Origin of the sequence: Microbacterium sp. 8M (genome assembly GCF_902506375.1) — a bacterium.
Lineage (GTDB): Bacteria > Actinomycetota > Actinomycetes > Actinomycetales > Microbacteriaceae > Microbacterium.
Map to the genome: position 1 here is coordinate 3323771 of NZ_LR733284.1, position 22168 is coordinate 3345938.

The following is a 22168-nucleotide window of genomic DNA, read 5'->3' on the forward strand; positions in this document are numbered from 1 at the left end:
GCCCCGCCGCGCCTCGCGCGCCCTGCCCTCGCGCCCCCGCGCCGCGCCTCGCGCCGTTCGTCTGCCGAGCCACCCCTTTTGCGCGGAGCCACCCCCTTGAATGCGGCGCACAGAGGGGTGGCTCGCGCAAAGAGGGGTGGCTCGGCGAACCAGGAGCAGGAGCGGGAGATGCGGAATGGATCCTGGATCCATTCGGTTGCATAGACGGTGACCATCCCCTCCGCCGACCTCCTCGCCGCCGACACTGCGATGGGTGCGGTGACGCTGCTCGTCGCCGATCTCGACGCCATGACCGCGTACTACCGCGACGCGGTGACGCTGCGGGTGCTGTCGGCCGGCGGCGACCGCGTGGTCCTCGGCCGCGGCACGACCCCCGTCGTGATCCTGCAGCACAGCCCCGACCTGCGTCACGCGGCGCCGCGGTCCGCAGGGCTGTTCCACACCGCGATCCTGTTCGAGACCCAGGCGGCCCTCGCCGCGGCTCTGTACTCGGTCGCGCGCCGCGCCCCCGGCACGTTCACCGGCAGCGCAGACCATCTGGTGAGCCAGGCCTTCTACTTCACCGACCCGGAGGGCAACGGCGTCGAGCTGTACTGGGACCGCGACCGCACCCAGTGGAGCTGGACGCACGGCCGCATCGAGATGGACACCCTGTACCTGGATCCGAACGCGTTCCTCGGACAGCACCTCACCGAGGCCGGCACCGAGGACCCGGTGATCGGCGGCGCCGTGGTCGGGCACGTGCACCTGTCGGTGGGCGACGTGGCCTCGGCACGCGAGTTCTACGTGCGCCGTCTCGGCTTCGAGACCACCGCGGAGCTGGGCGGATCCGCTCTGTTCGTGAGCGCCGGCGGGTATCACCACCACATGGCGATGAACACCTGGAACAGCGCCGGCGCCGGCCCGCGCACCCCGGCGCTCGGCCTCGGCCGCGTCGACATCGTGCTGCCCACGGCGGACGACCTCGGATCCGTCGCCGAGCGCATGACGCATTTCGGCGCCCCCGTGCGCGACGACGGGCAGACGCTGGCGTTCGAGGATCCCTGGGCGAACTCCATCCGCCTCACCGCCGCGGCCTGACGCGCGCATCGGTTGGCGGAGCCGCCGGCCACAGCACGCGGACGCGTCGGCTCCTGCGCTCAGCCGACCCTGCGCGCAGCCGACCCGGGCTCAGCCGACCCTGCGCTCAGCCGACCCCGGCGTCAGCCGACCCTGCGCTCAGCCGACCCCGGCGTCAGCCGACCCTGCGCTCAGCCCACCCGGGCTCAGCCGCCCCGCCCACCCGCACGCGGCCCACTCGCACGCCGCCCACTCGCCGCGCGCTCAGCCCGGCAGCTGCACGGCCGAGACCGCACCGTCAGGCCACGTGACGCACACGGTCGCACCGCCGTCAGCCGCCGGCACGACCGCCGCGCTCGGCGCCGCCTCGGCACCCCGCCCGAGGCGCACCGCGGCGACGACCACGTCGCCCTCGGCGACCGCGGCGAACTCCAGCCGAGGGATCGCCGTGACCTCCCCGATCGGCGACGTGCCCGTCTCCGTGCGCGCCGACGCGGTGACCGCGCCACCGCCGATGCCCGACAGCACCCGCAGCTCGGACCGCACCCCGTCGAGCGCGACGACGACCGCATCGCCCTGGACGTCCGCCTCGCCCTCGGTCGCAGCGCTCAGCGGCCACCCGCTCACCCGCACCGGGAGCGGCTCCGCAGAGACGCCGTCGCGGGGCAGGCGCCGGGTCGCGCGCACCTCCCACGAGCCCCGCACGACGCTGGCCGTCGCGAGCAGCGGCCCGTCCGTCACGACGCCGGGTCGGCCGGATCCGTGGTCGTAGGTCGGGCCATCGGCGCTCGAGTCCACCCAGTGCGCGTCGGCCACGGAGACCGCGTAGGCGGCCACGCCGTCGTCGCCGATCGCACCGCGCGCGAACCCGGTGCGGTGCGTCGAGCGCCCTGCGGCATCGAGCGCGCCCACCATGCTGTCGACGGGGTCGTCGATCGTCGCCCCGGTGAGCGGCGGCAGCGTCGCACTGGAGTAGCCGAACCGCGCGTACAGCGGCGAGTCTCCGCTGCGGTCGCCCTCGAGCGCGTGATCGGCTCCGTGGTTGATCACCCGCACGATGCCGTCGGCGGCGGTGCCGCTGACGAGCCAGCCGGCCGCGCGGATCACGCGGCGCACGTCGCCGCGCTCGATCGGCAGGGGCTCCTCCACCGCGGTCCACACCGGGTGGTCGGCGGGCAGCAGCAGCCCGAGGAAGCCCTTCGACCCCCAGTACGGCGAGCCGGCGCCCGAGTACGTCTGCGCCATGGCGGGCCACTCGCCGAACAGACCCATCGTGAGCAGGCCGCGCTCGTCGATCGCACCGCGCTCCACGAAGGCGCGCAGCTCCGCGGAGGCGGCACGGCGCAGCGTTCCCAGCGACAGCCGGGTGGCGCCCGTGACCGCGCCCATCCACAGCGGCGCCGCCGTGGCGAACCGGTAGATCAGGCTGCGCCCCTGCAGCAGGGGCATGCCATCGGCGCCGATCAGCGACGCGCAGTCGTCGAGGAAGTCGGCCAGCCGCGCCCGGAAGACCGGGGCGAGCGTCGCGGAGCCGAACCCCTCCGAACCTGCGGATCCGGCCCACAGCAGCGGGTACAGGTGCATCGCCCAGCCGCAGTAGTGGTCGTAGTTGCGCATCGGTCCGTCCGCCCACCAGCCGTCGGTGCGGTAGTAGTCCTCGATGCGGGCGAGGTCGGCGGTGATGCGGGCGGGATCGTGCGGGCCGCCGACGGAGGTCAGGAAGGTCTCCACGGTGATCCGGAACCAGAGCCAGTTGTTGTCCGGGTACCAGCCCGCAGGGCTCAGGGCGAGCCACGCCACGATGCGCTGCCGCGCGTCCGCGTCGAGCGTGTCCCACAGCCACGGCCGGGTGAGCTGCAGTCCGAGCGCGATCGACGCCGCCTCGACCTCGGCCTGCGCCTGCTCGGCGGGGAGGATCCAGCGCTCCGGGTTGTCAGGATCCGTCCCGGCGACGAGCCCGTCACGGTACCAGTCCAGGAAGCCGTGCGGATCCGCTCCGCGCTCCCCGGCGAGGCGGAATGCGAACAGCATGAACGAGCGTGCGAACCCCTCGAGGCCGTCGCTGTCCGCGCCGCTGCTGCTCACCTGCCCGGGCAGGCGCACCTGGCTGCGGGTCGGGGTGAAGTACGGCCTCAGCGAAAGCAGCAGGTGGTCGGCGACGGCCTCCCAGTGCGCGCGCGTCCAGCCGGTGTGCGGTGAGAGCGTGCGGTCCTCGGGAGGCAGGGCCAGGCGTGCGGGGTCGAAGACGGTCACGGGGTGTCCTCCAGGACGGGTTCGGCGACGGGTCCGGCAGCCGGCGGGACGGGTTCGGCAGCGGGCGGGACGGGGTGCGAGGCAGCGGGCGGGACGGGGTGCGAGGCAGCGGGCGGGACGGCGGAGTCGACGTCGATGACGGGACGCAGCGACGACTCGCGCACGTGCAGCTCGGGGCTGAGCTTCACGCGGAACGCGGGGCGCCCGCTGCCCGACTCGAGCCTCGCGACGAGCAGGTTGACCGCCTCCCGGCCGACGTGCTGCTTGGGCGGACGGACGGCGGTGATGGCGGGGTCGCCGAAGCGGGCGACGTCGTCGTCGTAGGCGACGATCGCGAGGTCGTGCGGCACCCTGATGCCCCGGTCCAGGGCGTGCTGCTCGAGGGCGATCGCCTGCGGATCCGGCAGCACGATCACGGCCGTGGTGCCGGTCTCGCGGATCCGCCGCAGCGCCTCGTCCATCTCCCGCTCGCGTCCCGGAGCGTCGAAGCGCACGCCGCTCAGCATGGCGACGTCGAACGGCAGGCCGAGCGCGCGCAGCGTGTCGCGCCAACCGCGGCGCACGTGCCGTCCGGTCGGCATCTCGCTCTCCAGGATGAGACCGATCCGCTCGTGACCCGCCTCGTGCAGGTGCCGCACCGCGAGGGCGGCGCCCGCCGCATGGTCGGAGACGACCGACTCCAGATGCGGCGCGGCCGCCGCCGCGCGCACGCGCCGCTCGGCGAGCACCACCGGCACGGGGAGCGAGTCGAGCCACTCGAGCATCTGCACGCCCGCCTCGCCTGCGGTGTCCGGGGCGACGATGAGTCCGTGCAGTCCCGGCGTGTTCAGCAGCGCCTCGACCTGACGGCGGTTGTCGCGCAGCTCGTAGGTGGAGGCGCGCAGCAGCAGCCGGGCGCGCAGCTGGGCGGCCTGTGCCCTGGCCCCGTGCACGATCGGCGGCCAGTAGTAGTCGAGCGAGGGCACGACCATGCCGATCGTGTAGCGGGTGACGCCCGGGTCGTGGCCGGCGAGGGCGGGGCTCAGACCCGGTTCGATCGAGCTGCGCAGCGTCGCACCGCCGTGCACGCGGGTGACGAGTCCCTGCTGGGCGAGCGTGTTGATGTCGCGGCGCACGGTGAGTTCGCTGACGCCGAGGCGCCCCGCGATGGCGGAGACGCTGACGGATCCGTGCTCGCGGATCTCGTCCATGATGCGCTCCCGGCGCTGCAGGGCGAACAGCGGATCCTTCGCGCTCATGAGAGCTCCTCGATGACGGTGGTGAGCGTTCCGGTGCGCCCGGGGACGGCGTATCCGAGGCGGGTGAGGCGCGGCCCCCAGATCCCGACGAGCTCGGGGTCGTCGAGCTCCCACACCTCGAGCGCGGGCTCGACGGGCGCGTCGTCGCGGACCGCGGTGACCCGGATCCGGTGCTCGTCGGCGGCGATCTCGACACCGCCGTCCGTGCGCGCGACGGCCCCCGCCGCGACGAGGTGCACCCGGTTCGCGCCCGCCTCGTGCAACCGCCACACGTCGGCGACCTCGATCCGCCGGACGGGCTCCCCCGCGGGGGCCGTTCCATCCGCGCGGCCGACCCGGAAGGTGCGCCGCCAGGAGTCGCCGTCGGGGAGCGGGTACGCACCCGACAGCTCGAGCTCGAGCGACGGATCGGCCTCGACCCCCGGCCCCGCCTCGGTCGCGGGATCCGGCTCGCCCCGCGGCGCACTGACCACCTGCGCCGAGAAGGCAGGCCCCTCGCCCTGCTCGAGACCGAGCGGAGCAGGCGCGTTGTGCCAGCCGCTCTGCATCGCGCGGATCCCGTACCGCTCGGCGCTGAAGGTCTGCGCGGTGTAGGTCGGCTTGCCGACATCAACGAGCAGCGGCCGCCCGCCGGCCGCGACGATGAAGGATCCCAGGTCCTTGTGGTTGTGGTTCTCGTCGTTCGTGCCGCCCTTCGCGGCGAGCGCGAGCCCCTCCGCCGAGCCCGCCGCTCCCCGGCGCACGAGCACTTGCACCGATCCCAGCCACACCGCCTCCGGAAGCGGTGGCTCCGCCGGCGTCGCGTCGCGCCAGGCGTCGTCGACGAGTGCGCGGACGAGGCGGGGCAGACCGCCGGACGCGTCCGCCACGGGCTCCCCCGGGCGGCGTGCGGCGCGTGCCCAGGCGGTGACCCGCGCGTCGCCGATGAGCCCGCCCCAGCGGAACGGCAGCTGCCACGGCTCATGCCCGCGCGAGCGGGCCCAGCCGTCGGCCACGTTCACGTACCACTGCCCGCCCAGGTGCATGCGCATCGGGAAGCGCAGCGTCTCGGCCACGACCGGGACGGTGCGCGCATCGAGACCCCCGTCGGTGAGGGACGTCACGAGGTCGAGCAGCTCGAGCATCCGTCCCGCGCCGTTCCACCAGTACGCGACCCCCTCGTCGATCGCGCCGTCGGCGGGCAGCTCAGCGAGGTAGCGGTCGAGGCTGTCCAGCGCCCGCGCGAGCAGACGCGCGATGCGTCCGGCGTCGTCGAGCAGCAGCACCGCGGCGAGCAGCACGTTGCCGAGGATCCACGGGTTCCAGTTGTTCACCTCGCGCCAGTAGCCGAGCCACCACAGGTCGTCGCGGGTCTCGAACGGGGTGAACACGCGCACCTCGGCCTCGTGCCGGATGCGCTCGCGGAGGCCCGGCCAGCTCTCGTCCCACCGCGGCCCCAGAATGCGGTCGGCGACCGCGAGCTGCGCCACGATCTCGCCGGCGACCAGGTCGAGGTACGGCGCGGTGACGTCCGGGAGCACGAACCCGCGCCGGGCGTGCGCGTCGTCATGCGCAGGCAGTGACCAGGTGCTCTGCTCGCACAGCACCACGACGCCGTCGGCCGCCTCATCGATCCAGCGCTGCTCCTCGGTCGCCGCGGCCGCGATCACGGCGCGGGTGAGCCGCTGCTGGCGCTCCGACACCGCGCCCTCGTAGGTCGCGCGGTCGCCGTCGCGCACGTAGCGGGCGAAGAGCGAGCCCAGCGCGTCGGGCCAGGGCCGGCCGAGATCGGCCTGCGCGGCGCTCCGGATCCGTTCGAGCGTGATCGGATCCGCCTGCGCCCACACGTCGCGGCGCGTGATCGGCGGGATCCCCGACCGCTGCCGGAGGCGCTCCGGCGGCACGTCGCCGAGGGCCGCGTGCAGCGCGGCCTCGCGCATGGCGTCGCCCCAGGCGGCGAACAGCGGGCCGCGGAATTCCGCGGTCTCCACGACCGTCCCGGGCGGCGGTGTCGCGTGCGCGCTGACCCGGGAAAGGGCGTCCGCCTCGAGGTTCCGCGTCATGACTCAACCTTCGTTTGTGCTGGTATCTGTTCGACTTTGAATGTTTGATTTCGTCTCGAACGAGTCCGAGTATCTACTGAGTTCAGCGACGATGCAATGCCCTGCTTCGTCGGGTTCAGACGAAGGATGGGAACCGCCGGCGATGACCGCATCCACCACCCCCAACGCTCTTGTCGTGATGTCGCGAGAGGTGTTCGAGCGGCAGTTCGACGACGCCCGGATCACCCGCCTCCGCCGTCTCGCGACGGTGCCGGATCCGGTCTTCACCGACGACCTCGACGACCCGGCCCTCGCCGGACGGCTGGCCGAGGTGGAGGTGCTGCTGACCGGCTGGGGCGCCCCGCGCCTGGACGCGCAGCGGCTGGCCCGCCTGCCGAAGCTGCGCGCGATGCTGCACTGCGCCGGATCGATCCGGCCTCAGGTGAGCGACGAGTTCTGGGCGCGCGGGATCCGGGCGGCCTCGGTCGCCGACGTCAACGCCGCACCGGTCGCGGAGTTCACGCTCGCGGCCGTGATCTTCGCCGGCAAGAAGGCCCCCTTCATCGCCGCCGACCCGGCCTCGCGCCGGCTGAACGGTCTGCAGGCGGAGCGCTTCGGCGAACTCAGCAACTTCGGGCGCACGATCGGCGTCGTCGGCTTCAGCCGGGTCGGCCGCCGCGTCGTGAGCGTGCTCCAGCAGCTCGACGACGTGACTGTGCTCGTCGCGGACCCGTACGCGGATCCGGACGAGATCGCCGCGGCCGGCGGCGTGCACACCTCGCTCGAGGCGCTGCTGCCGCGCGTCGACGTGCTCTCCCTGCACGCGCCAGAGCTGCCCTCCACCCGCCACATGATCGGCGCGGAGCAGCTGGCCGCTCTGCCCGACCACGCGACCGTGATCAACACCGCGCGCGGCAGCCTCATCGACACCGCCGCCCTCGAGCGCGAGTGCGGCAGCGGCCGGCTGAACGCGATCCTCGACGTGACCGACCCCGAGCCGCTGCCGGAGGGCTCCCCGCTGTTCCCGCTGCCGAACGTCATGATCACGCCGCACCTGGCCGGATCCCTGGGATCCGAGCTGTTCCGCATGACCGACGCGGCGCTCGACGAGCTCGAACGCTACGCCGCCGGCGAGCCGCTGTGGGAAGAGGTCACCCTCGACGCCCTGCAGCTGAGCGCCTGAGGCCCGTCCCCACTCGCACCACCCGATCCGCATCACCTCATCCGTTCAAAGGAGAACCCCGCATGAAGAGAAGGCTCATCGCCGTCGGCACCGTGGCCGCCGCAGCGCTCGTGCTCGCCGGCTGCGCCGGCACGTCCGCGCCCGCGTCCACCTCCACGAGCACGGAGGACGGCGCGCCCGCCACCGTGTCCATCGCGCTGTGGGACCTGCAGAAGACCCCCGAGTTCACCGCGCTGATCACCGCCTTCCAGAAGGCCAACCCGAACATCACGATCCAGCCGGTGGACATCCCGTCCGTCAACTACGAGGACAAGATCACGACCATGCTGGCAGGAGGCGACAGCACCGACATCATCACGGTGAAGAACCTCACCGACTTCGGCGGCTACATGCAGAAGCAGCAGTTCCAGAAGGTGGACGACGTCATCGCCGCTCTGCCGAAGGACAAGATCCCCGCCACCGAGCAGTACAAGTACAAGGGCGCCTACTACGCCGCGCCCTACCGGCAGGACTTCCACGTCCTGTACTACAACAAGGACCTCTTCAAGGCCGCGGGCGTCGAGGATCCGGACAACCTGACCTGGGACGAGTTCGCGGCGGCCGCGAAGAAGCTCACCACCGGCGATGGCGCTTCCAAGACGTACGGTGCGTACATCCACACCTGGAACTCGATGGTGCAGGGCTACGCTGCGGCGCAGCAGGACAAGCCGTACGACAAGGCGGACTACTCCTGGATGTCCGACCAGTACGACGTCACGCTGGAGATGCAGAAGGCCGGATCCACCATGGACTGGGCCACCGCGAACAGCACGAAGACCGGGTACGCCAACATGTTCGAGACCGGCAAGGCCGCCATGGTGCCGATGGGCACGTGGCTGATCGCGCCGCTGCTGGCCGACAAGAAGGCCGGCACGACGAGCGTGAACTGGGGCATCGCCCCGGTCCCGCAGCGCAAGGCCGGCGGCAAGATCACCACGATGGGCGGGCCGACCGGTTTCGCGATCAACAAGAACGCGAAGAACGCCGCCGCCGCGAAGAAGTTCCTGGAGTTCGCCGCGGGCCCGGAGGGGGCCGAGGCGGTGGCCGGCGCGGGCATCGTCCCGGCGTACCACAGCGACGAGATCACGAAGGCGTACTTCGCCCTCGAGGGCATGCCGCAGGACGCGCTGTCGAAGAAGGCCTTCGCGCCCGACACGATCCGCGCCGACGGCCCCACCGGACCGGATGCCGCGGCGATGGGCGGCGTCCTCAAGCAGGAGCACGAGCTCATCATGACGGGCAGCAAGTCCGTCGACGACGGCCTCGCCGAGATGGCGGACCGCGTGAAGAACGAGGTCCTGCAGCAGTGACACACGGTCGCTGAGCGCCCTTCGTCTCGTCGCTGCGCTCCTCGCTCAGGGACCGGCCCACCACCGGTTCCTGAGCGAGCGCAGCGACGCGAAGGACCCGCCGCCCCCGCCACATCCACCCGAGCCGGAGCACCGACATGACCACGACCGCAGATCGACCACCCGCCACGGCGTCGCCGTCGCGCGCCGCGGCAGGGCGCCGGATGCGCCTGCGCAGCATCCTCGTCGGCTGGAGCTTCGTCCTGCCGAACTTCCTCGGCTTCGCCCTGTTCACCCTGGTCCCCGTGATCGCGGCGTTCGGGCTGGCCTTCATGAAGTGGGACGGCTTCAACGACCCCCAGTTCGTCGGGATCCGCAACTTCACCCGCCTGTTCGGCGACGACAACTTCCGCATCGCGCTGCTGAACACCGTGCTCTACGCCGTCGGCCACGTGCCGCTGACCCTGGCGTTCGCGCTCGGCCTCGCCCTCCTGCTGAACCAGAAGCTGCGCGGCATCGCCTTCTTCCGAGTGGCGATCTTCTTCCCCTACATCACCTCGCTCGTGGCGATCGCGATCGTCTGGAACATGCTGTTCAACCCCACCAGCGGACCGATCAACCAGTTCCTGCAGACGCTCGGCATCGCCCATCCGCCGGGCTGGACGGCGAGCACGGGCTGGGCACTGCCCGCGGTGATCATCACCGGCGTCTGGCGCGACATGGGGTACTACATGGTGCTCTTCCTCGCGGGACTCCAGGCCATCCCGAACGAGTACTACGAAGCCGCATCGGTGGACGGCGCCGGCGGCTGGCGCAAGTTCTGGAGCATCACGCTCCCGTCGCTGCGCCCCACGACGTTCCTCGTGCTCGTGCTGCTGAGCGTGTCGAGCTTCAAGGTGTTCGACCTGATCTTCGTGATGACGCAGGGCGGGCCGGGGCGCGCGACGCTCGTGCTCTCCCAGCTCATCTACCAGGACGGCATCATCAACGGCCAGTTCGGCTACGCCTCCGCGATCTCACTCGTGCTGTTCGTGATCGTGCTCGTCGTCACCGTCTTCCAGTTCCGGATCCAGCAGAGGAGGGAACGCTGATGAGCGCTCTCACCACCGATCTCGTGCGCGAGGTCACCGGCGCCGACCGGGCCGTCCCGCGGCCGCCCGTTCGCCGCAGCCGCGCCCGCACCCGCACGCGGATCGGCCAGGCCGCGATGTACGTGCTCCTCGTCGCACTGCTGGGGATCGTGCTGCTGCCGTTCTTCTGGATGCTGTCGTCGTCGCTGAAGAACGACGTCGACGTGCTGACCGTGCCGATCCAGTGGATCCCGAAGACGTTTGTGTGGACCAACTACGCGAAGATCTGGACCGAGATCCCGATGGCCGGCTACCTCGCCAACTCCGCGTTCCTGTCGATCGTGATCACGACCCTGCAGGTGCTCACCGGCAGCTTCGCCGCGTACGGCTTCTCTAAGGTGCGCTTCCCCGGCCGCGACGCCCTGTTCCTCGCTTACATCGCCACGATCGCGGTGCCGTGGCAGGCCTACATGATCCCGCAGTACGTGATGATGCAGAAGGCGGGGCTCACCAACACGTTCCTGGCGCTGATCCTGCTGCAGGCGTTCGGGGCGTTCGGCGTCTTCCTGATGCGGCAGTACTACATGTCGATCCCGGACGAGCTGACCGAGGCCGCGCGCATCGACGGGCTCACCGACTACGGCATCTGGGCCCGCATCGTGCTGCCGCTGTCGAAGCCCGCGCTCGCCTCGCTCGCGCTGCTCACGTTCGTGAACACATGGAACGACTACATGGGTCCGTTCATCTACCTGTCGAGCAATCAGCTGTGGACCGTGCAGATCGGCCTGCAGTCGTTCATCGGCCAGTACTCCGCGCAGTACGCGATGATCATGACCGGTTCGGTGATCAGCATCGTCCCGATCCTCGTCATCTTCCTCGCCGGACAGCGCTACTTCATCGCCGGGATCGCGACGAGCGGGATGAAGGGATGAGCGCCATGCCGGCGGAGCGCGGTCGGACCGGAAGGCCGCGGCGCGGGTTCCTGCGGCTGCCGCAGGAGACCATGGAGTCGATGTTCGGATACGCGTACGCGATCCTGATGACGGATCTGCTGCTCGTGCTCGCGAACCTCCCGCTCGCCGTGCTGCTGTTCGTCGCCCGCGATGCGCTGCAGGCGTGGCCGAGCGCCCTGCTGGCCTCGCTCACGCTCGCGCCGTCGCTCGCCGGGGCGTTCGAGGTGTTCCGGCGCCTGCGGGGCGACGAGCCGCCGCGGCCGTTCGCCGCGTTCTGGCACGGCTATCGCCGGCGCGGTGCGGCCGCCGCGCTGATCGGCCTCGCCACCGCGCTCGTGGTCGGCTTCGTGCTGTACGACGGCGCGATCCTCACCGGCACGCCGTGGGCTGCGCTCGCCGCCCCCACGCTGGGTGTGGCGGCCGCGTGGGCGGTCGCCACCTGCACGACGGCCGTCGCGGGACTGGTGCTGTACCCGCAGGCGTCGGTCCGGGCGATCGTGAAGGCGGCCGTCTATCTCGCGGTGCGGCGCTGGTACTTCAGCGTGTTCGCGCTCGCGCTGCTCGGGACCGCGGCGGCAGCCGTCCTCGTCCAGCCGGTGCTCGGCGCGCTCGCGCCGGGGCTGCTGCTCTACGTCGTGTTCGCGAACGCCGACTTCGCGTACCGCCGAGCCCTGGAGACCGAGGCCGCTGCGGGCTGAGCCCGGCCCTGGACGCGAGCCCTGCCGGGGCGCATGCTGGAGCCATGACCGGATTCCAGACCACTCACGCCTTCAGCGGCTTCAGCGTCGACGACATCGATGCGGCTCGGACCTTCTACGGCGAGACACTGGGCATGAACGTGTCGACGAACGCGATGGGCTTCCTCGACATCGAGCTGCCGCAGGGCGGGTCCATCCTCGTGTACGCCAAGCCGAACCACACGCCCGCGAGCTTCACGATCCTGAACTTCCCCGTCGATGACGTCGAGGCGGCGGTCGACGACCTCAACGCCCGCGGCGTCGTCACGAAGATCTACACGGATCCGGACTTCGGCACCGATGAGAAGGGCATCGCGCACGGCGGCCCCGGTCGCGGGCCGGACATCGCCTGGTTCACGGACCCCGCAGGCAACGTGCTTTCGGTGCTCGCGGCGAACTGAGCCGGTGATCGCTTGACTTAGAGTGCGCTCGAAGTCGTAGCGTGGGGCGCGGCCCGCATCACCCCCACTCCGAAAGGCTCTCATGAAGCACGCGACTCTCGGCACCCTCTCCGTCGGCCGGCTCGGCCTCGGCTGCATGGGCATGTCGGCCTTCTACTCCGGCGCGAACACGGACGAGGCCGAGTCCATCCGCACGATCCACCGGGCGCTCGACCTCGGCGTCACCATGCTCGACACTGCGGAGATGTACGGTCCGCACACGAACGAGGAGCTGGTCGGCCGTGCCCTGGCGGGACGACGCGACGGCGTCGTGATCGCCACGAAGTTCGGCATCCTTCCGGGAAAGGACGGCGGCCGGCGACTCGACGGCACCCCGGAGAACGTGCGCCGCTCGGTCGAGGGGTCGCTGCGGCGCCTCGGCACCGACCGCATCGACCTCTACTACCAGCACCGGATGGATCCGCAGACGCCGATCGAAGAGACCGTGGGCGCCCTCGCCGAGCTGGTCGCCGAGGGGAAGATCCTGCACTACGGTCTCTCCGAGGCCGGGGAGCAGACGCTCCGCCGCGCGCACGCCGTGCATCCGGTGACGGCGCTGGAGACCGAGTACTCGCTGTGGACACGGGAGCCCGCCGAGCAGCTGCTGCCGGTGCTGCGCGAACTGGGCATCGGCCTCGTGCCGTACTCACCGCTCGGCCGCGGCTTCCTCACCGGCGCGATCCGCTCGGCCGACGCTCTCGACGCCGGCGATTTCCGCCGCAGCAATCCGCGCTTCGTCGGAGAGAACCTCGATGCCAACCTGCGGATCGTGGATGCCGTCGAGGCGGTCGCCGCCGACCTCGATGCCACGCCGGCACAGGTCGCCCTGGCGTGGGTGCTCGCGCAAGGGGACGACATCGCGCCGATCCCCGGCACGAAGCGCGTCTCCCGCCTCGAGGAGAACGTCGCAGCGGACGCGCTCGTGCTCACCGCAGAGCACCTCGCGGCCCTCGATGCACTCCCGTCCGCGGCAGGCGATCGCTACGCCGACATGTCCAGCATCGGACGCTGACCGGACAGCGGCGGTCCGCCCTTCAGTCGGCGAACCGCCGCTGCACCTCGGCGTACGGCAGCGCGCCGTCGAGGAACCCGAGCGTGCCGGTGTCGAGCAGTTCGCGGCCGGCACGCTCGAGCGCAGTGAGTGCGGCGCGTGCCAGGCTGCCGCCCAGGCTCACCCGCCTCACCCCGAGCGCGAAGAGCTCCGGCACCGGGATGACGTGCGCGGCGAGCCCCGCCACGATGTTCAGCGGGGCCGGGATCTCCGCGGCGAGGCGGCGGATCGTGTCCTCGTCGCCCACCCCCGGCACGAACACGCAGTCCGCTCCGGCCTCGACGTAGCGCCGCGCTCGCGCCACCGTCTCGACGAACGGATCGTGGGCGCCCGGCCTGAAGTACGCGTCGGTGCGCGCGTTGATCACGAACGTGCCGCGGGGCGCCGCGTCGCGCGCCGCCGCGATCCGCTCGGCCGCCTCGTCGACGCCGAACAGCACGTCCTCCACCGCGTCCTCGAGATTGGCCCCGACCACGCCGACGTCGGTGGCGCGCAGGACCGTGCGTGCCACGTCCTGCGGATCATCGCCATAGCCCGCCTCGAGGTCGGCGGTCACCGGCACGTCGACCGCCGCGACGATCGCGGCGACCTTCTCGAGCATCGTGTCGAGGTCGAGCGCGCCCCCGTCCGGCACCCCGAGCGACCAGGCGATGCCGGCGCTGGTCGTGGCGATCGCCGGGAAGCCGAGCTGGGCCAGGATGCGCGCGGAACCCGGATCCCAGGCGTTCGGCAGCACGAGACCTCCGCTGCGGTGCAGGGCGAGGAAGGCGGCTGCGCGGTCATCGTTCGAGGCCATGACTCCGGGGTACCGCGCGGGCCCGCGCGACGTCAAGCGCGCGCGGAGGGCGTGTCGCCTTCGGGCTCAGCGCCGCGGGTGCGCATCCGAACGGGGATGGACGATGCCCGTGGCGGCGCCCAGCACCGCCCCGATGAGGGTGTCGACGACCCGCTCCATGATGAGGTCCCAGGGCAGTCCGCCGCTCACGCCCGCCGCCGAGGAGATGATGAAGAGGACGAGCGGGGTGATGAACACGAGCGCCAGCGCGTAGTTGCGGACCACGAAGATCTCGACCGCGAACTGCAGGCCCGCCAGCAGGAACGGCAGCACGAAGGACGGGATCGGCACGGATCCGAGCAACGCGAACATGCCCGCGCCGACCAGGGTGCCGAAGAAGCGCTGACTGCCGCGGATGAACGCGACGCGCCGGCCGACGTTGACGCCGATCACGGCGATGCCCGCGCACACGGTCCAGTAGGCCCGCTGCGGATCGACGAACAGCATGCTGAGCAGCGTCCCGACGACCGCGACCAGGGCCACGCGCACGAGCAGTGCGCGCCCGTCCCGGTCCAGATGCGGCCGGCGCGCGATCTGCGTGCGCGCCGCGGTCGGCACCGTCCCCCGCGCTCGTGCGATCAGGAGCGCCGCCACGGCGATCGCGTACGCGATGACGATGCCCACGGCGAGCGCGCCCAGGAAGCGGAGCGGCTCGACGACCCGATGCCCGCCGGACACCGCCGTGAGGTGGGTCGCGAGCCCGTAGACGAGCACGAAGAACACCGGACCCGGCGGACCCAGCCGGAAGCCGTAGTGCAGGGCGGCGGTGACGACCGACAGCACGACGAGCCCGATCGCAGCCGCGACGGGGAACGGAGCGAGCACGGTGCCGATCGCCGCACAGCCGAAGATCGCCAGCCCCACGACGGGCAGCAGCCGGATCCGCACGCGCGGCGCGGTGCCGACGAGGTAGATCGCGGTGAAGGCGCCGCTGGCCGCCATCATCCCCGCCCCGGGCTGCCCGAGCAGCGTGAACAGCCCGGCCGGGATGAGCATCGACAGCGCCGCCTGCAGCGCGATCGGCCAGCGCCGCGACGGCGCGGGAGCCAGGAGGAAGTGGCTGCGAGCCCAGACCCGGATGAGCGCCGTCGGCGGGCGCGGAGGATCCGGAACCTGTGCGGTCATGCCGCCCGCCTCCGTTCCGGCCCGGATCCGGGCCTCCTCCAGCCTACGCGCGGCCGTCCGGCCCTGTTGGCGGGAGGCCGACGGGCCCGAAACGGGCGGTCAGGCGACGCGGACGAACCTCGGGCCGCGGTAGCCGTCGCGATCGACCTGCTCCTCGAACATCGCGAGCGGCCGCGCCCAGAAGCTGTAGTCGTCGTAGAGCTTCCGATAGAAGACCAGCTGCTCCTCGGTCTCGCTGTGCCGGCCGACGGCGATCACCTCGTATCGAGCGCCCTTGAAATGCTGATAGATGCCGGGTTCGACGGCCATGCCTCGTTCGTCCTCCCGCCCGCCCGCACCCGTGCCGACGGTCGGCCGGGCGCCGGCGGCTGCGACTCCGATCACCGAGCCTGGCATGCCGGGCGTGCCATCGCCACCACCTGCCTCGGGCGGCCAGGGCGTGAAACGCGGGCCTCGGTATCATCGGGTGATGGCCGATTCCTCCGCAGCGCCCCGCAGCACCGGCCGCTACCGCAAGGGCATCGCCCGGCGCCAGGAGATCCTCGACAAGGCGATCGAGGTGTTCGCCCGCCGCGGCTCGCAGAAGACGAGCCTTCGCGCGATCGCGCAGGAGGTCGGCGTCACGCACGCGGCCCTGACCCACTACTTCGGATCCCTGGAAGAGCTCCTCGTGGAGGTCTACCGGGAGTCTCAGCGCCGCCCCAGCGCCGAGCGTCCCCTCCCGCCGGACGCCACGCCCGCGATGGCGATGAGCGCCTCCGCCGAGGCGAACCGCCAGATCCCCGGTCTCGTACAGCTGTACTCGACGCTCGTGGCGATGGCGATCGAGGACGACCATCCCGTCGCCCAGGACTTCGCGACCGACCGGTTCGCCCGGCTTCGCGAGGGCATCGCCGAGCAGGTCGTCGGGCTGCAGCAGTCCGGCCACATCCGCACGGACCTCGATCCGGTCCTGGTGGCCGCGCTCATCATCGCGGCGTCGGATGGCCTGCAGATCCAGTGGCTGCTCGACGAGAGCGTCAACCACGAAGCGGCGCTGGAGATGCTCGACCGCCTGCTCCGCGGCACCCCTCCCGCCTGAGGCGCGACGCGCGCGCACCGCCTGGACGCGCGACCTGCGCACCGCCTGGTCGCGCGACCTGCGCACCGCCTGGTCGCGCGACCTGCGCACCGCCTGGTCGCGGCACAGGCACCGCGCGATCCCCGACATCGCGAAGACCGCGGGCCGCCGGCGTTCTCGCCGGACGACCCGTGGTCTGCGGGATGGATCAGAGCGTGGCGGCGAAGGGGTCGAAGCCCTCCGGCAGCAGCGGAACGGGACCGACCGTGCTCTCCACCTCGAGCGACCGGCCCGTGCGCGCGGACTCCTGGGCCGACAGCAGCACGTCGAGAACGTGGAACCCGAGCTCGCCGGAGGCCACGTGCGGCCGGTCCGCCGCGATCGCGCGCACCATGTCGAGCGCGCCGAGGCCGCGGCCGACCTGGACCTCCTCGTGGGGGATCTCCACCCACTCCTGCTCGAACGACATGCCGTCGCGCAGGACGCCGAGCGGCTTCACATACGCGATCCGGCCGGCGAACTGGTTGGGATCCGGGATGACGATGGTGCCCTCGGTGCCATGGATCTCCACGACGCCGTGCCGCTCCAGGGCGGAGTCGAAGCTCAGCAGGCTCTGCGCCTGCGCGCCCTGCTCGAACGCGGTGACGATCTGGATCGTCGACGGCACCTCCACTGGGAACAGGGTGCCGGCGTTCGGACCCGTGCGGATCTCGCGCTCCTCCCGTGCTTTGGTGCCGACGGCGGTCACGCTCGACACCGGACCGAGCAGGCTCACGAGAGCCGAGAAGTAGTACGGCCCCATGTCGAGCAGGGGACCCGCGCCCTCGGCGAAGAGGAACCCGGGGTTGGGGTGCCACATGTCCGGCCCCTGCGTCTGGAACACCGTCTGCGCGAACAGCGGGCGGCCGATCACGCCGCTCTCGATCGCCCGGCGCGCGGCCTGGAAGCCCGGGCCGAGCAGCGTGTCCGGGGCGGATCCGACGCGCAGCCCCGCTGCGGCGGCCTCGCGCAGCAGCTCGGCGGCGCCCTCGCGGTCGAGGCCGAGCGGCTTCTCCGTCCAGACGTGCTTGCCGGCGGCGATCGCCGCGCGGGACACCTCGATGTGCACGGCGGGGATGGTGAGGTTGATCACCAGATCCACGCCGGGATGCGCGAGGACGTCGTCCGCGGATCCGAAGGCCGGAACGCCGTGCTTCTCGGCCTGCGCCTGCGCGCGGTCCAGCAGCAGGTCGCCGACGATGAGCACCTCGGTGTCAGGGAACCTCGAGAGGTTCTCGAGGTACGTGTCGCTGATGACGCCGACGCCGATGACGCCGATCCCGACCGCGCTCATCGGGCGAACCCGCCCTCGACGAGGAACGCGTAGCTCGCGGCGATGTCGGCGAACACGTCGCCCGGCGCGTGGTCGTACTCGATCACCGCGTACTCGAGGGCGGTGGCGGCGCGCAGCGCCTCGGCGAGGGGCACGTCGCCGGTGCCGGCGTGGCGCTGGTCGAGGCTTTCGGCGCCGAACGCCGGGGCGTCGGGGGCGAACGGGTTGCTCGCCGGGACGATGCCGTCCTTGACGTGGACGGCGACGAGGCGGTCCCCCAGGCGCGCGACGAGCGCGGGCACGTCCTGCGCGCCCGTGAGCGCCCAGAACAGGTCGAGCTCGATCTTGACGCGCTCGTCGGTCAGCGCGACGAAGCGCTCGTAGGCGGTCTGCCCGTCGAAGTCGGCGATGAACTCCTGGGCGTGGTTGTGGTAGCCGACCTCGATGCCGAAGCCCGCCGCGGTGTCGACGAGGGCGTTGAGGCGGTCGGCGATGTCGGTGACGCCGTCGAGCGTGAGCCAGCGGGCCGGGTCCACGAACGGGTCGATGACGGTCTTGATGCCGATCTTCGCGGCGGCCTCGAAGACGACCTCGGGCGCGGGCGTGGGGATGGATCCGTCCGGCGTCCACAGCTCGTCCGATAGCAGCGGCGCGTGCCCGGTGGGAGCGGCGAGGCCCGCGGCGTCGAGGGCGGCGCGGATCTCGTCGGGGCGGCGCACGAAGTCGAACGCCTCCACGTTGCGCAGGCCGATGGCCGCGAGCTTGTCGAGCGAGCCCTGCATGTCGGCGGAGAACTCCGCTGCGAGGGTATAGAGCTGAACAGAGGTTTCTGGCAGGGCCACGGTGACCTTCCTTGTCTATGAGGAGCCGGGCACTCCCGCCCGTATAGTCACGATAGCAGAAACCTCCATGTGGAGGTAATGGGCGATTCCGCCCGGATGGCATCACGCGATGGCGGCGTGGCGCCCCGGTCACGCGACGGTCGGGCGGATCCGGAAGCGGTGCGCGCCGGGGCCGACCGAATGGGCCTCTCCGTCCGGAAGACGGACGTCGGCGGTCGTGTTCGCCGGAATCTCCACATCGAAGGTCGTCGCCCCTGGTTCGACGGTCCACGAGCTCGCGACCCGGCCGTACGGGCTGTCGTACATCGCGGACGCGTGCGTGAGCGTGCCGCCGGGTACAGGCGCGATCGTGAATCGGTTGCCGCCGTCGACACGGATCCCGGCGACGGTGTCGAAGAGCCATTCGCACACGGCGCCGGGCGCGTAGTGGTTCCGGCTCGCCTCGCCGTCCCAGTCCTCCCAGACCGTCGTCGCGCCGGCTCTCACCTGAGCGAGCCAGCCGGGCGCCTGCTCGTTCTCGAGCATCCGGTAGGCGACGTCGGGATACCCGGCCTCGGTGAGCACCGGGAGGATGAACGGAGTGGAGAGGAACCCGGTTCCGATCGTGTGATTCCTGCTTTCCACAGCACGTACGAGACGACCGGCGACACGCTGCGCCGTCTCCCGGTCGAGAAGGCCGAACGCGAGCGGGCGTACGAGCTTGGCCTGACGGTCGGTGTCGATGCGCCCCGCCCGCACGAAGAGGTGGTTGTACGCCTTCTTCGCGCCCTCGGCGTACTCCGCGTAGCGCTCGGCATCCTCCGCTCGGCCGAGGTGCGTGGCGATCTCCGTGAGAAGGGTCATCGTGCAGTGCAGATATGCCGTCGCCTCCTCCGTGCAGACCGGACGCGACCGGGCCGAGACTTCATCCCGGAACTCTTTGGGCTCCAGCCACTCGCCGTAGTGGAAGCCCTTCTCATACGTGTACCTGTTGAAGGGGTTCGCCTTGGCGTCCCGGCGGCGCTTGTGCCCGGTGCGGGAGATCATGTACCGCGCGTAGCGCGCCATGGCCGGGTAGAACTCGTGGAGGACGCCCTCGTCCCCGTACCGCTTCCAGAACCGATAGGGCACGAGGACGAGCGCATCGGCCCATCCGACCGAGCCGCCGGATGTGTCGTACATCATCGGCACCCCGCTGTACGGGGCGACCGCCCGCGGCTTCCCGGAGCGCAGCTGCGAGTCCGTGAGGTCCCGCATCCATTTCCGGAAGAACGCAGCCACGTCCATGAAGTAGGCGGCGGTGTTGAAGAAGACCTGCGCGTCGCCGGTCCAGCCGAGACGCTCCCGCGTCGGGCAGTCCGTGGGGACGTCGAGGAAGTTCCCCTTCATGCTCCAGCGGGTGTTCTCAACGAAGCGGTCGAGGGTCGGATGGGACGACGTGAACGTGCCCGTCTGCTCCATGTCGGAATAGACCGCGACCGCACGGATGGACGCAGGATCCATGTCCACATCCCCCTCGACGAGGGCGTAACGGAAGCCGGCGACAGTGAAGGCACACTGGTACTCGGTGACTCCGTCGGCGCATGTGATCCGGATCTCCTGCTTCGGTGTCGGCTCGAGCTCTCCCCGTACGAGACGCTGCTGACCGGTCATGAGCAGGAACTCCGCGATGTGTCCGAACTGCCGAGCCGGCTTGTCGATCTGGATGTTCTCCTGCGTGAACTCCCCGTGCTCGTCGAGGATCTCGCCCAGCCGGAGGCGGATCCGCTGCCCCGCCGTCCCGTCGACTCTGACCCGGATGAAACCAGCGATGTTCTGGCCGAAGTCGAGCACCGTCGCGCCGCTCGGGGTGGTGAGGACGGTCGCGGAGAACTCCTCCTGGATGCGCGCTGCGACGTTGTCGGATGCCGTCGGCACGGGTCCGGCCTTCGCCAGGCGTGCTCGACCGCGGTAGGTGGGCGCTCTGCGGGCGTCGAAGTGCTCTCCGTCTTTGAGGTCCGCGTACCGCAGCGGCCCGTCATTGCTCCACGCGAAGTCCGGCCCGGTCCCGATCGTCTCCGAGGTGCCGTCCGCGTAGGTGATCTCCAGTTGCGCGCGGAGTGCGGTGGTGTCGCCGAAGAGGCGCGTGACGCCGTAGGCGCCGACGGCCCCTCGGTACCAGCCGTCCGCGAGTCTCAGCTCGAGGTCGTTGTCTTCGTCCAACATGCGCGTGACGTCGTACGTCTGGTACTGCACACGGGTCCGATAGTCCGTGCTGCCCGGGGCGAGCTGGAACTCCCCTACACGGGCGCCGTTGAGGTGCGCGTCATACAGGCCGAGGGCCGTCGCGTAGAGACGGGCACGCGCGATCGGCCCGCGGATGCGGAACCGGGTGCGGAAGCAGTCGACCGGATATCGCGTGTTCTTCTTCGGCTGGTAGTCGCCCGTGATCCAGCGCGCCGTCCAATCGTCCGCTTCGAGCAGCCCGAGTTCGAACCAGGATCCGATCGCCTCCTCCGGAACATCATTCTCGTCCCAAAGCGTCACAGACCAGTCGACGCGGTCGCGGCTGCGCAGCACGGGGCCCTCGTACGGGACGAGCAGCATCTGCGAGGAGGCGACCTTCCCGCTGTCCCAGAGGGGTTCGCCATCGCGCTCCGCGCGGATCCGATAAGCCGTCTGAGTCGTGCCGCCGGCGCAGTTCCAGGAGAAGCGCGGTGTTCGGACGCCGAGCCCGAGGGGTTCGTGCAGGTGTTCGGTCTTCAGGCGGATGGCCCGCATGCAGGCGTTCCTTTCAGGATCGGAGGATGTGGACGACGTGGTCGAAGGCACGCTTCGCTTCGGGAGTAGCCGAACGCATGAGCCCCACGGCATGGTTCACGTCCGGAGAGTACGCGAGCGTCCCGGCATTGCCCGCCAGGCGCAGGAGGCGGTGGGCATCCAGCGCCTGCGTCAGGAGCGCATCGCGCCCGCCCGTCACCACGTGCACGGGTGGGAGACCGCTGAATCCTCCGTGGAGGGGGCTGACGGCGGGGTCGGACGTCGAGAGGTCGCCGGCCCAGGCGCGTCCCCACAGCCGGAGTTCCGCGGGGTCGAGGATGACGTCCCAGCGCTCGAGCGCAGGGACAGCGGGGTGCGCGAGCTCGACGTCGAGCCACGGGTTCAGCAGCACCGCGGCGCGGATCCCCTCGGGCCGCCGCTGCAGCACGCTCAGCGCCAGACCGCCGCCCGCCGAGTCGCCGGCGAGATAGACCTGCTCCGCACCTCGCTCGGCGATCGTCTCGTCGAGGACCTGGGCAACGAATCCGTGCGCGCGGGCCGCGTCACCGACAGGAACGACCTCGTACAGCGGTACGACGGCGTCGATGCCGGCGGCCAGCGCGTACTGCGCGACGGCGATCCAGTGCGCCGTCGAGACCGGATGCGCGTATCCGCCGCCGGGGAGGAAGACGACCGCGCGGCCGGGTGGCGCCTCCCGACGACGAAGGGTGACGACGCGCGATCCGGCCACTCGCGCCTCGCCGACGACGAAGCGCTTGGCGACGGACGCGGGTACAGGCGCCGGCGCGGGTGCCCCGTCCGCGTGACGCCGGGCGATCTCAGCGATGACACCCTGCTTGCCGCCGCGGGACATGACGCGTTCGACGATGGCATCCAACGCCAGCGCTCTGATCGACATGGGTGCTCCTGGATCGGCAGGTCG

Annotated in this window: 19 protein-coding genes; 9 read left to right on the forward strand and 10 right to left on the reverse strand. The window is 71.3% G+C overall.

Annotated features, from left to right (window positions below; all coding sequences use genetic code 11):
* The first annotated feature begins 249 nt into the window (after positions 1-249).
* The gene (locus AERO9AM_RS15700; protein WP_159577583.1) at positions 250-1080 is read left to right on the forward strand and encodes a VOC family protein; all 831 of its coding nucleotides are present in this window, start codon (positions 250-252) and stop codon (positions 1078-1080) included.
* A 243-nt stretch (positions 1081-1323) separates the two neighbouring features.
* Here AERO9AM_RS15700 and AERO9AM_RS15705 read toward each other — a convergent pair whose 3' ends face one another.
* From AERO9AM_RS15705 to AERO9AM_RS15715, 3 genes are read right to left on the reverse strand one after another with little or no spacing between them, the layout of a single operon-like run.
* On the reverse strand, positions 1324-3312 hold the full coding sequence (locus AERO9AM_RS15705; RefSeq protein WP_201298661.1) for a DUF2264 domain-containing protein: 1989 nt from the start codon (positions 3310-3312) through the stop codon (positions 1324-1326).
* Positions 3309-4550 carry a LacI family DNA-binding transcriptional regulator gene (locus AERO9AM_RS15710; RefSeq protein ID WP_201298662.1) on the reverse strand — a complete coding sequence of 414 codons (1242 nt, stop codon included), beginning with the start codon at positions 4548-4550 and terminating at the stop codon, positions 3309-3311. The genes AERO9AM_RS15705 and AERO9AM_RS15710 overlap by 4 nt, the downstream gene beginning before the upstream one ends.
* Entirely contained in the window at positions 4547-6592 is a 2046-nt protein-coding gene (locus tag AERO9AM_RS15715) for a heparinase II/III family protein (RefSeq protein WP_159576996.1), read from the reverse strand. Before AERO9AM_RS15715 ends, AERO9AM_RS15710 begins: the two co-directional genes overlap by 4 nt.
* A 142-nt stretch (positions 6593-6734) precedes the next feature.
* On the opposite strand from AERO9AM_RS15715, the gene AERO9AM_RS15720 reads away from it, so the two are divergent.
* The 7 genes from AERO9AM_RS15720 (at position 6735) to AERO9AM_RS15750 (ending at position 13294) form a co-directional block, all read left to right on the forward strand.
* Entirely contained in the window at positions 6735-7754 is a 1020-nt protein-coding gene (locus tag AERO9AM_RS15720) for a hydroxyacid dehydrogenase (RefSeq protein WP_159576997.1), read from the forward strand.
* Positions 7755-7816: 62 nt separating this feature from the next.
* Complete coding sequence (locus tag AERO9AM_RS15725) at positions 7817-9103, forward strand: extracellular solute-binding protein (protein WP_159576998.1); 1287 nt, start codon at positions 7817-7819, stop codon at positions 9101-9103.
* 137 nt (positions 9104-9240) lie between these two features.
* Complete coding sequence (locus AERO9AM_RS15730) at positions 9241-10173, forward strand: carbohydrate ABC transporter permease (protein ID WP_159576999.1); 933 nt, start codon at positions 9241-9243, stop codon at positions 10171-10173.
* Positions 10173-11084 carry a carbohydrate ABC transporter permease gene (locus tag AERO9AM_RS15735; RefSeq protein ID WP_159577000.1) on the forward strand — a complete coding sequence of 304 codons (912 nt, stop codon included), beginning with the start codon at positions 10173-10175 and terminating at the stop codon, positions 11082-11084. Before AERO9AM_RS15730 ends, AERO9AM_RS15735 begins: the two co-directional genes overlap by 1 nt.
* Complete coding sequence (locus tag AERO9AM_RS15740; protein WP_159577001.1) at positions 11081-11803, forward strand: DUF624 domain-containing protein; 723 nt, start codon at positions 11081-11083, stop codon at positions 11801-11803. The genes AERO9AM_RS15735 and AERO9AM_RS15740 overlap by 4 nt, the downstream gene beginning before the upstream one ends.
* Before the next feature lie 44 nt (positions 11804-11847).
* Positions 11848-12243 (forward strand): VOC family protein, encoded by a 396-nt coding sequence (locus AERO9AM_RS15745; RefSeq protein ID WP_159577002.1) that lies wholly within the window; start codon positions 11848-11850, stop codon positions 12241-12243.
* Positions 12244-12325: 82 nt separating this feature from the next.
* On the forward strand, positions 12326-13294 hold the full coding sequence (locus AERO9AM_RS15750) for an aldo/keto reductase (RefSeq protein WP_159577003.1): 969 nt from the start codon (positions 12326-12328) through the stop codon (positions 13292-13294).
* A 22-nt stretch (positions 13295-13316) separates the two neighbouring features.
* On the opposite strand, the gene AERO9AM_RS15755 is transcribed toward AERO9AM_RS15750, so the two are convergent.
* The 3 genes from AERO9AM_RS15755 to AERO9AM_RS15765 form a co-directional block, all read right to left on the reverse strand.
* Positions 13317-14129: an isocitrate lyase/PEP mutase family protein gene (locus AERO9AM_RS15755; protein WP_159577004.1), complete on the reverse strand. Its 813-nt coding sequence runs from the start codon at positions 14127-14129 to the stop codon at positions 13317-13319.
* Positions 14130-14195: 66 nt separating this feature from the next.
* Complete coding sequence (locus AERO9AM_RS15760; RefSeq protein ID WP_159577005.1) at positions 14196-15293, reverse strand: FUSC family protein; 1098 nt, start codon at positions 15291-15293, stop codon at positions 14196-14198.
* Positions 15294-15392: 99 nt separating this feature from the next.
* Positions 15393-15602 carry a DUF1653 domain-containing protein gene (locus AERO9AM_RS15765; RefSeq protein ID WP_159577006.1) on the reverse strand — a complete coding sequence of 70 codons (210 nt, stop codon included), beginning with the start codon at positions 15600-15602 and terminating at the stop codon, positions 15393-15395.
* Between the two features lie 160 nt (positions 15603-15762).
* Between AERO9AM_RS15765 and AERO9AM_RS15770 the strand changes: the two genes are divergently transcribed.
* Positions 15763-16374, forward strand: coding sequence for a TetR/AcrR family transcriptional regulator (locus AERO9AM_RS15770; RefSeq protein WP_159577007.1), 612 nt, complete (start codon positions 15763-15765; stop codon positions 16372-16374).
* 187 nt (positions 16375-16561) lie between these two features.
* Here the strand turns inward: AERO9AM_RS15770 and AERO9AM_RS15775 are convergent, their stop codons facing one another.
* The 4 genes from AERO9AM_RS15775 to AERO9AM_RS15790 all read right to left on the reverse strand — a co-directional run bounded on the left by AERO9AM_RS15775 (position 16562) and on the right by AERO9AM_RS15790 (position 22144).
* Positions 16562-17686, reverse strand: coding sequence for a Gfo/Idh/MocA family protein (locus AERO9AM_RS15775; protein WP_159577008.1), 1125 nt, complete (start codon positions 17684-17686; stop codon positions 16562-16564).
* Positions 17683-18507, reverse strand: coding sequence for a sugar phosphate isomerase/epimerase family protein (locus AERO9AM_RS15780; RefSeq protein ID WP_159577009.1), 825 nt, complete (start codon positions 18505-18507; stop codon positions 17683-17685). The genes AERO9AM_RS15775 and AERO9AM_RS15780 overlap by 4 nt, the downstream gene beginning before the upstream one ends.
* A 129-nt stretch (positions 18508-18636) precedes the next feature.
* The gene (locus AERO9AM_RS15785) at positions 18637-21246 is read right to left on the reverse strand and encodes a family 78 glycoside hydrolase catalytic domain (protein WP_159577010.1); all 2610 of its coding nucleotides are present in this window, start codon (positions 21244-21246) and stop codon (positions 18637-18639) included.
* Positions 21247-21259: 13 nt separating this feature from the next.
* Positions 21260-22144, reverse strand: coding sequence for an alpha/beta hydrolase fold domain-containing protein (locus AERO9AM_RS15790; RefSeq protein WP_159577011.1), 885 nt, complete (start codon positions 22142-22144; stop codon positions 21260-21262).
* Between the last annotated feature and the right edge of the window lie 24 nt (positions 22145-22168).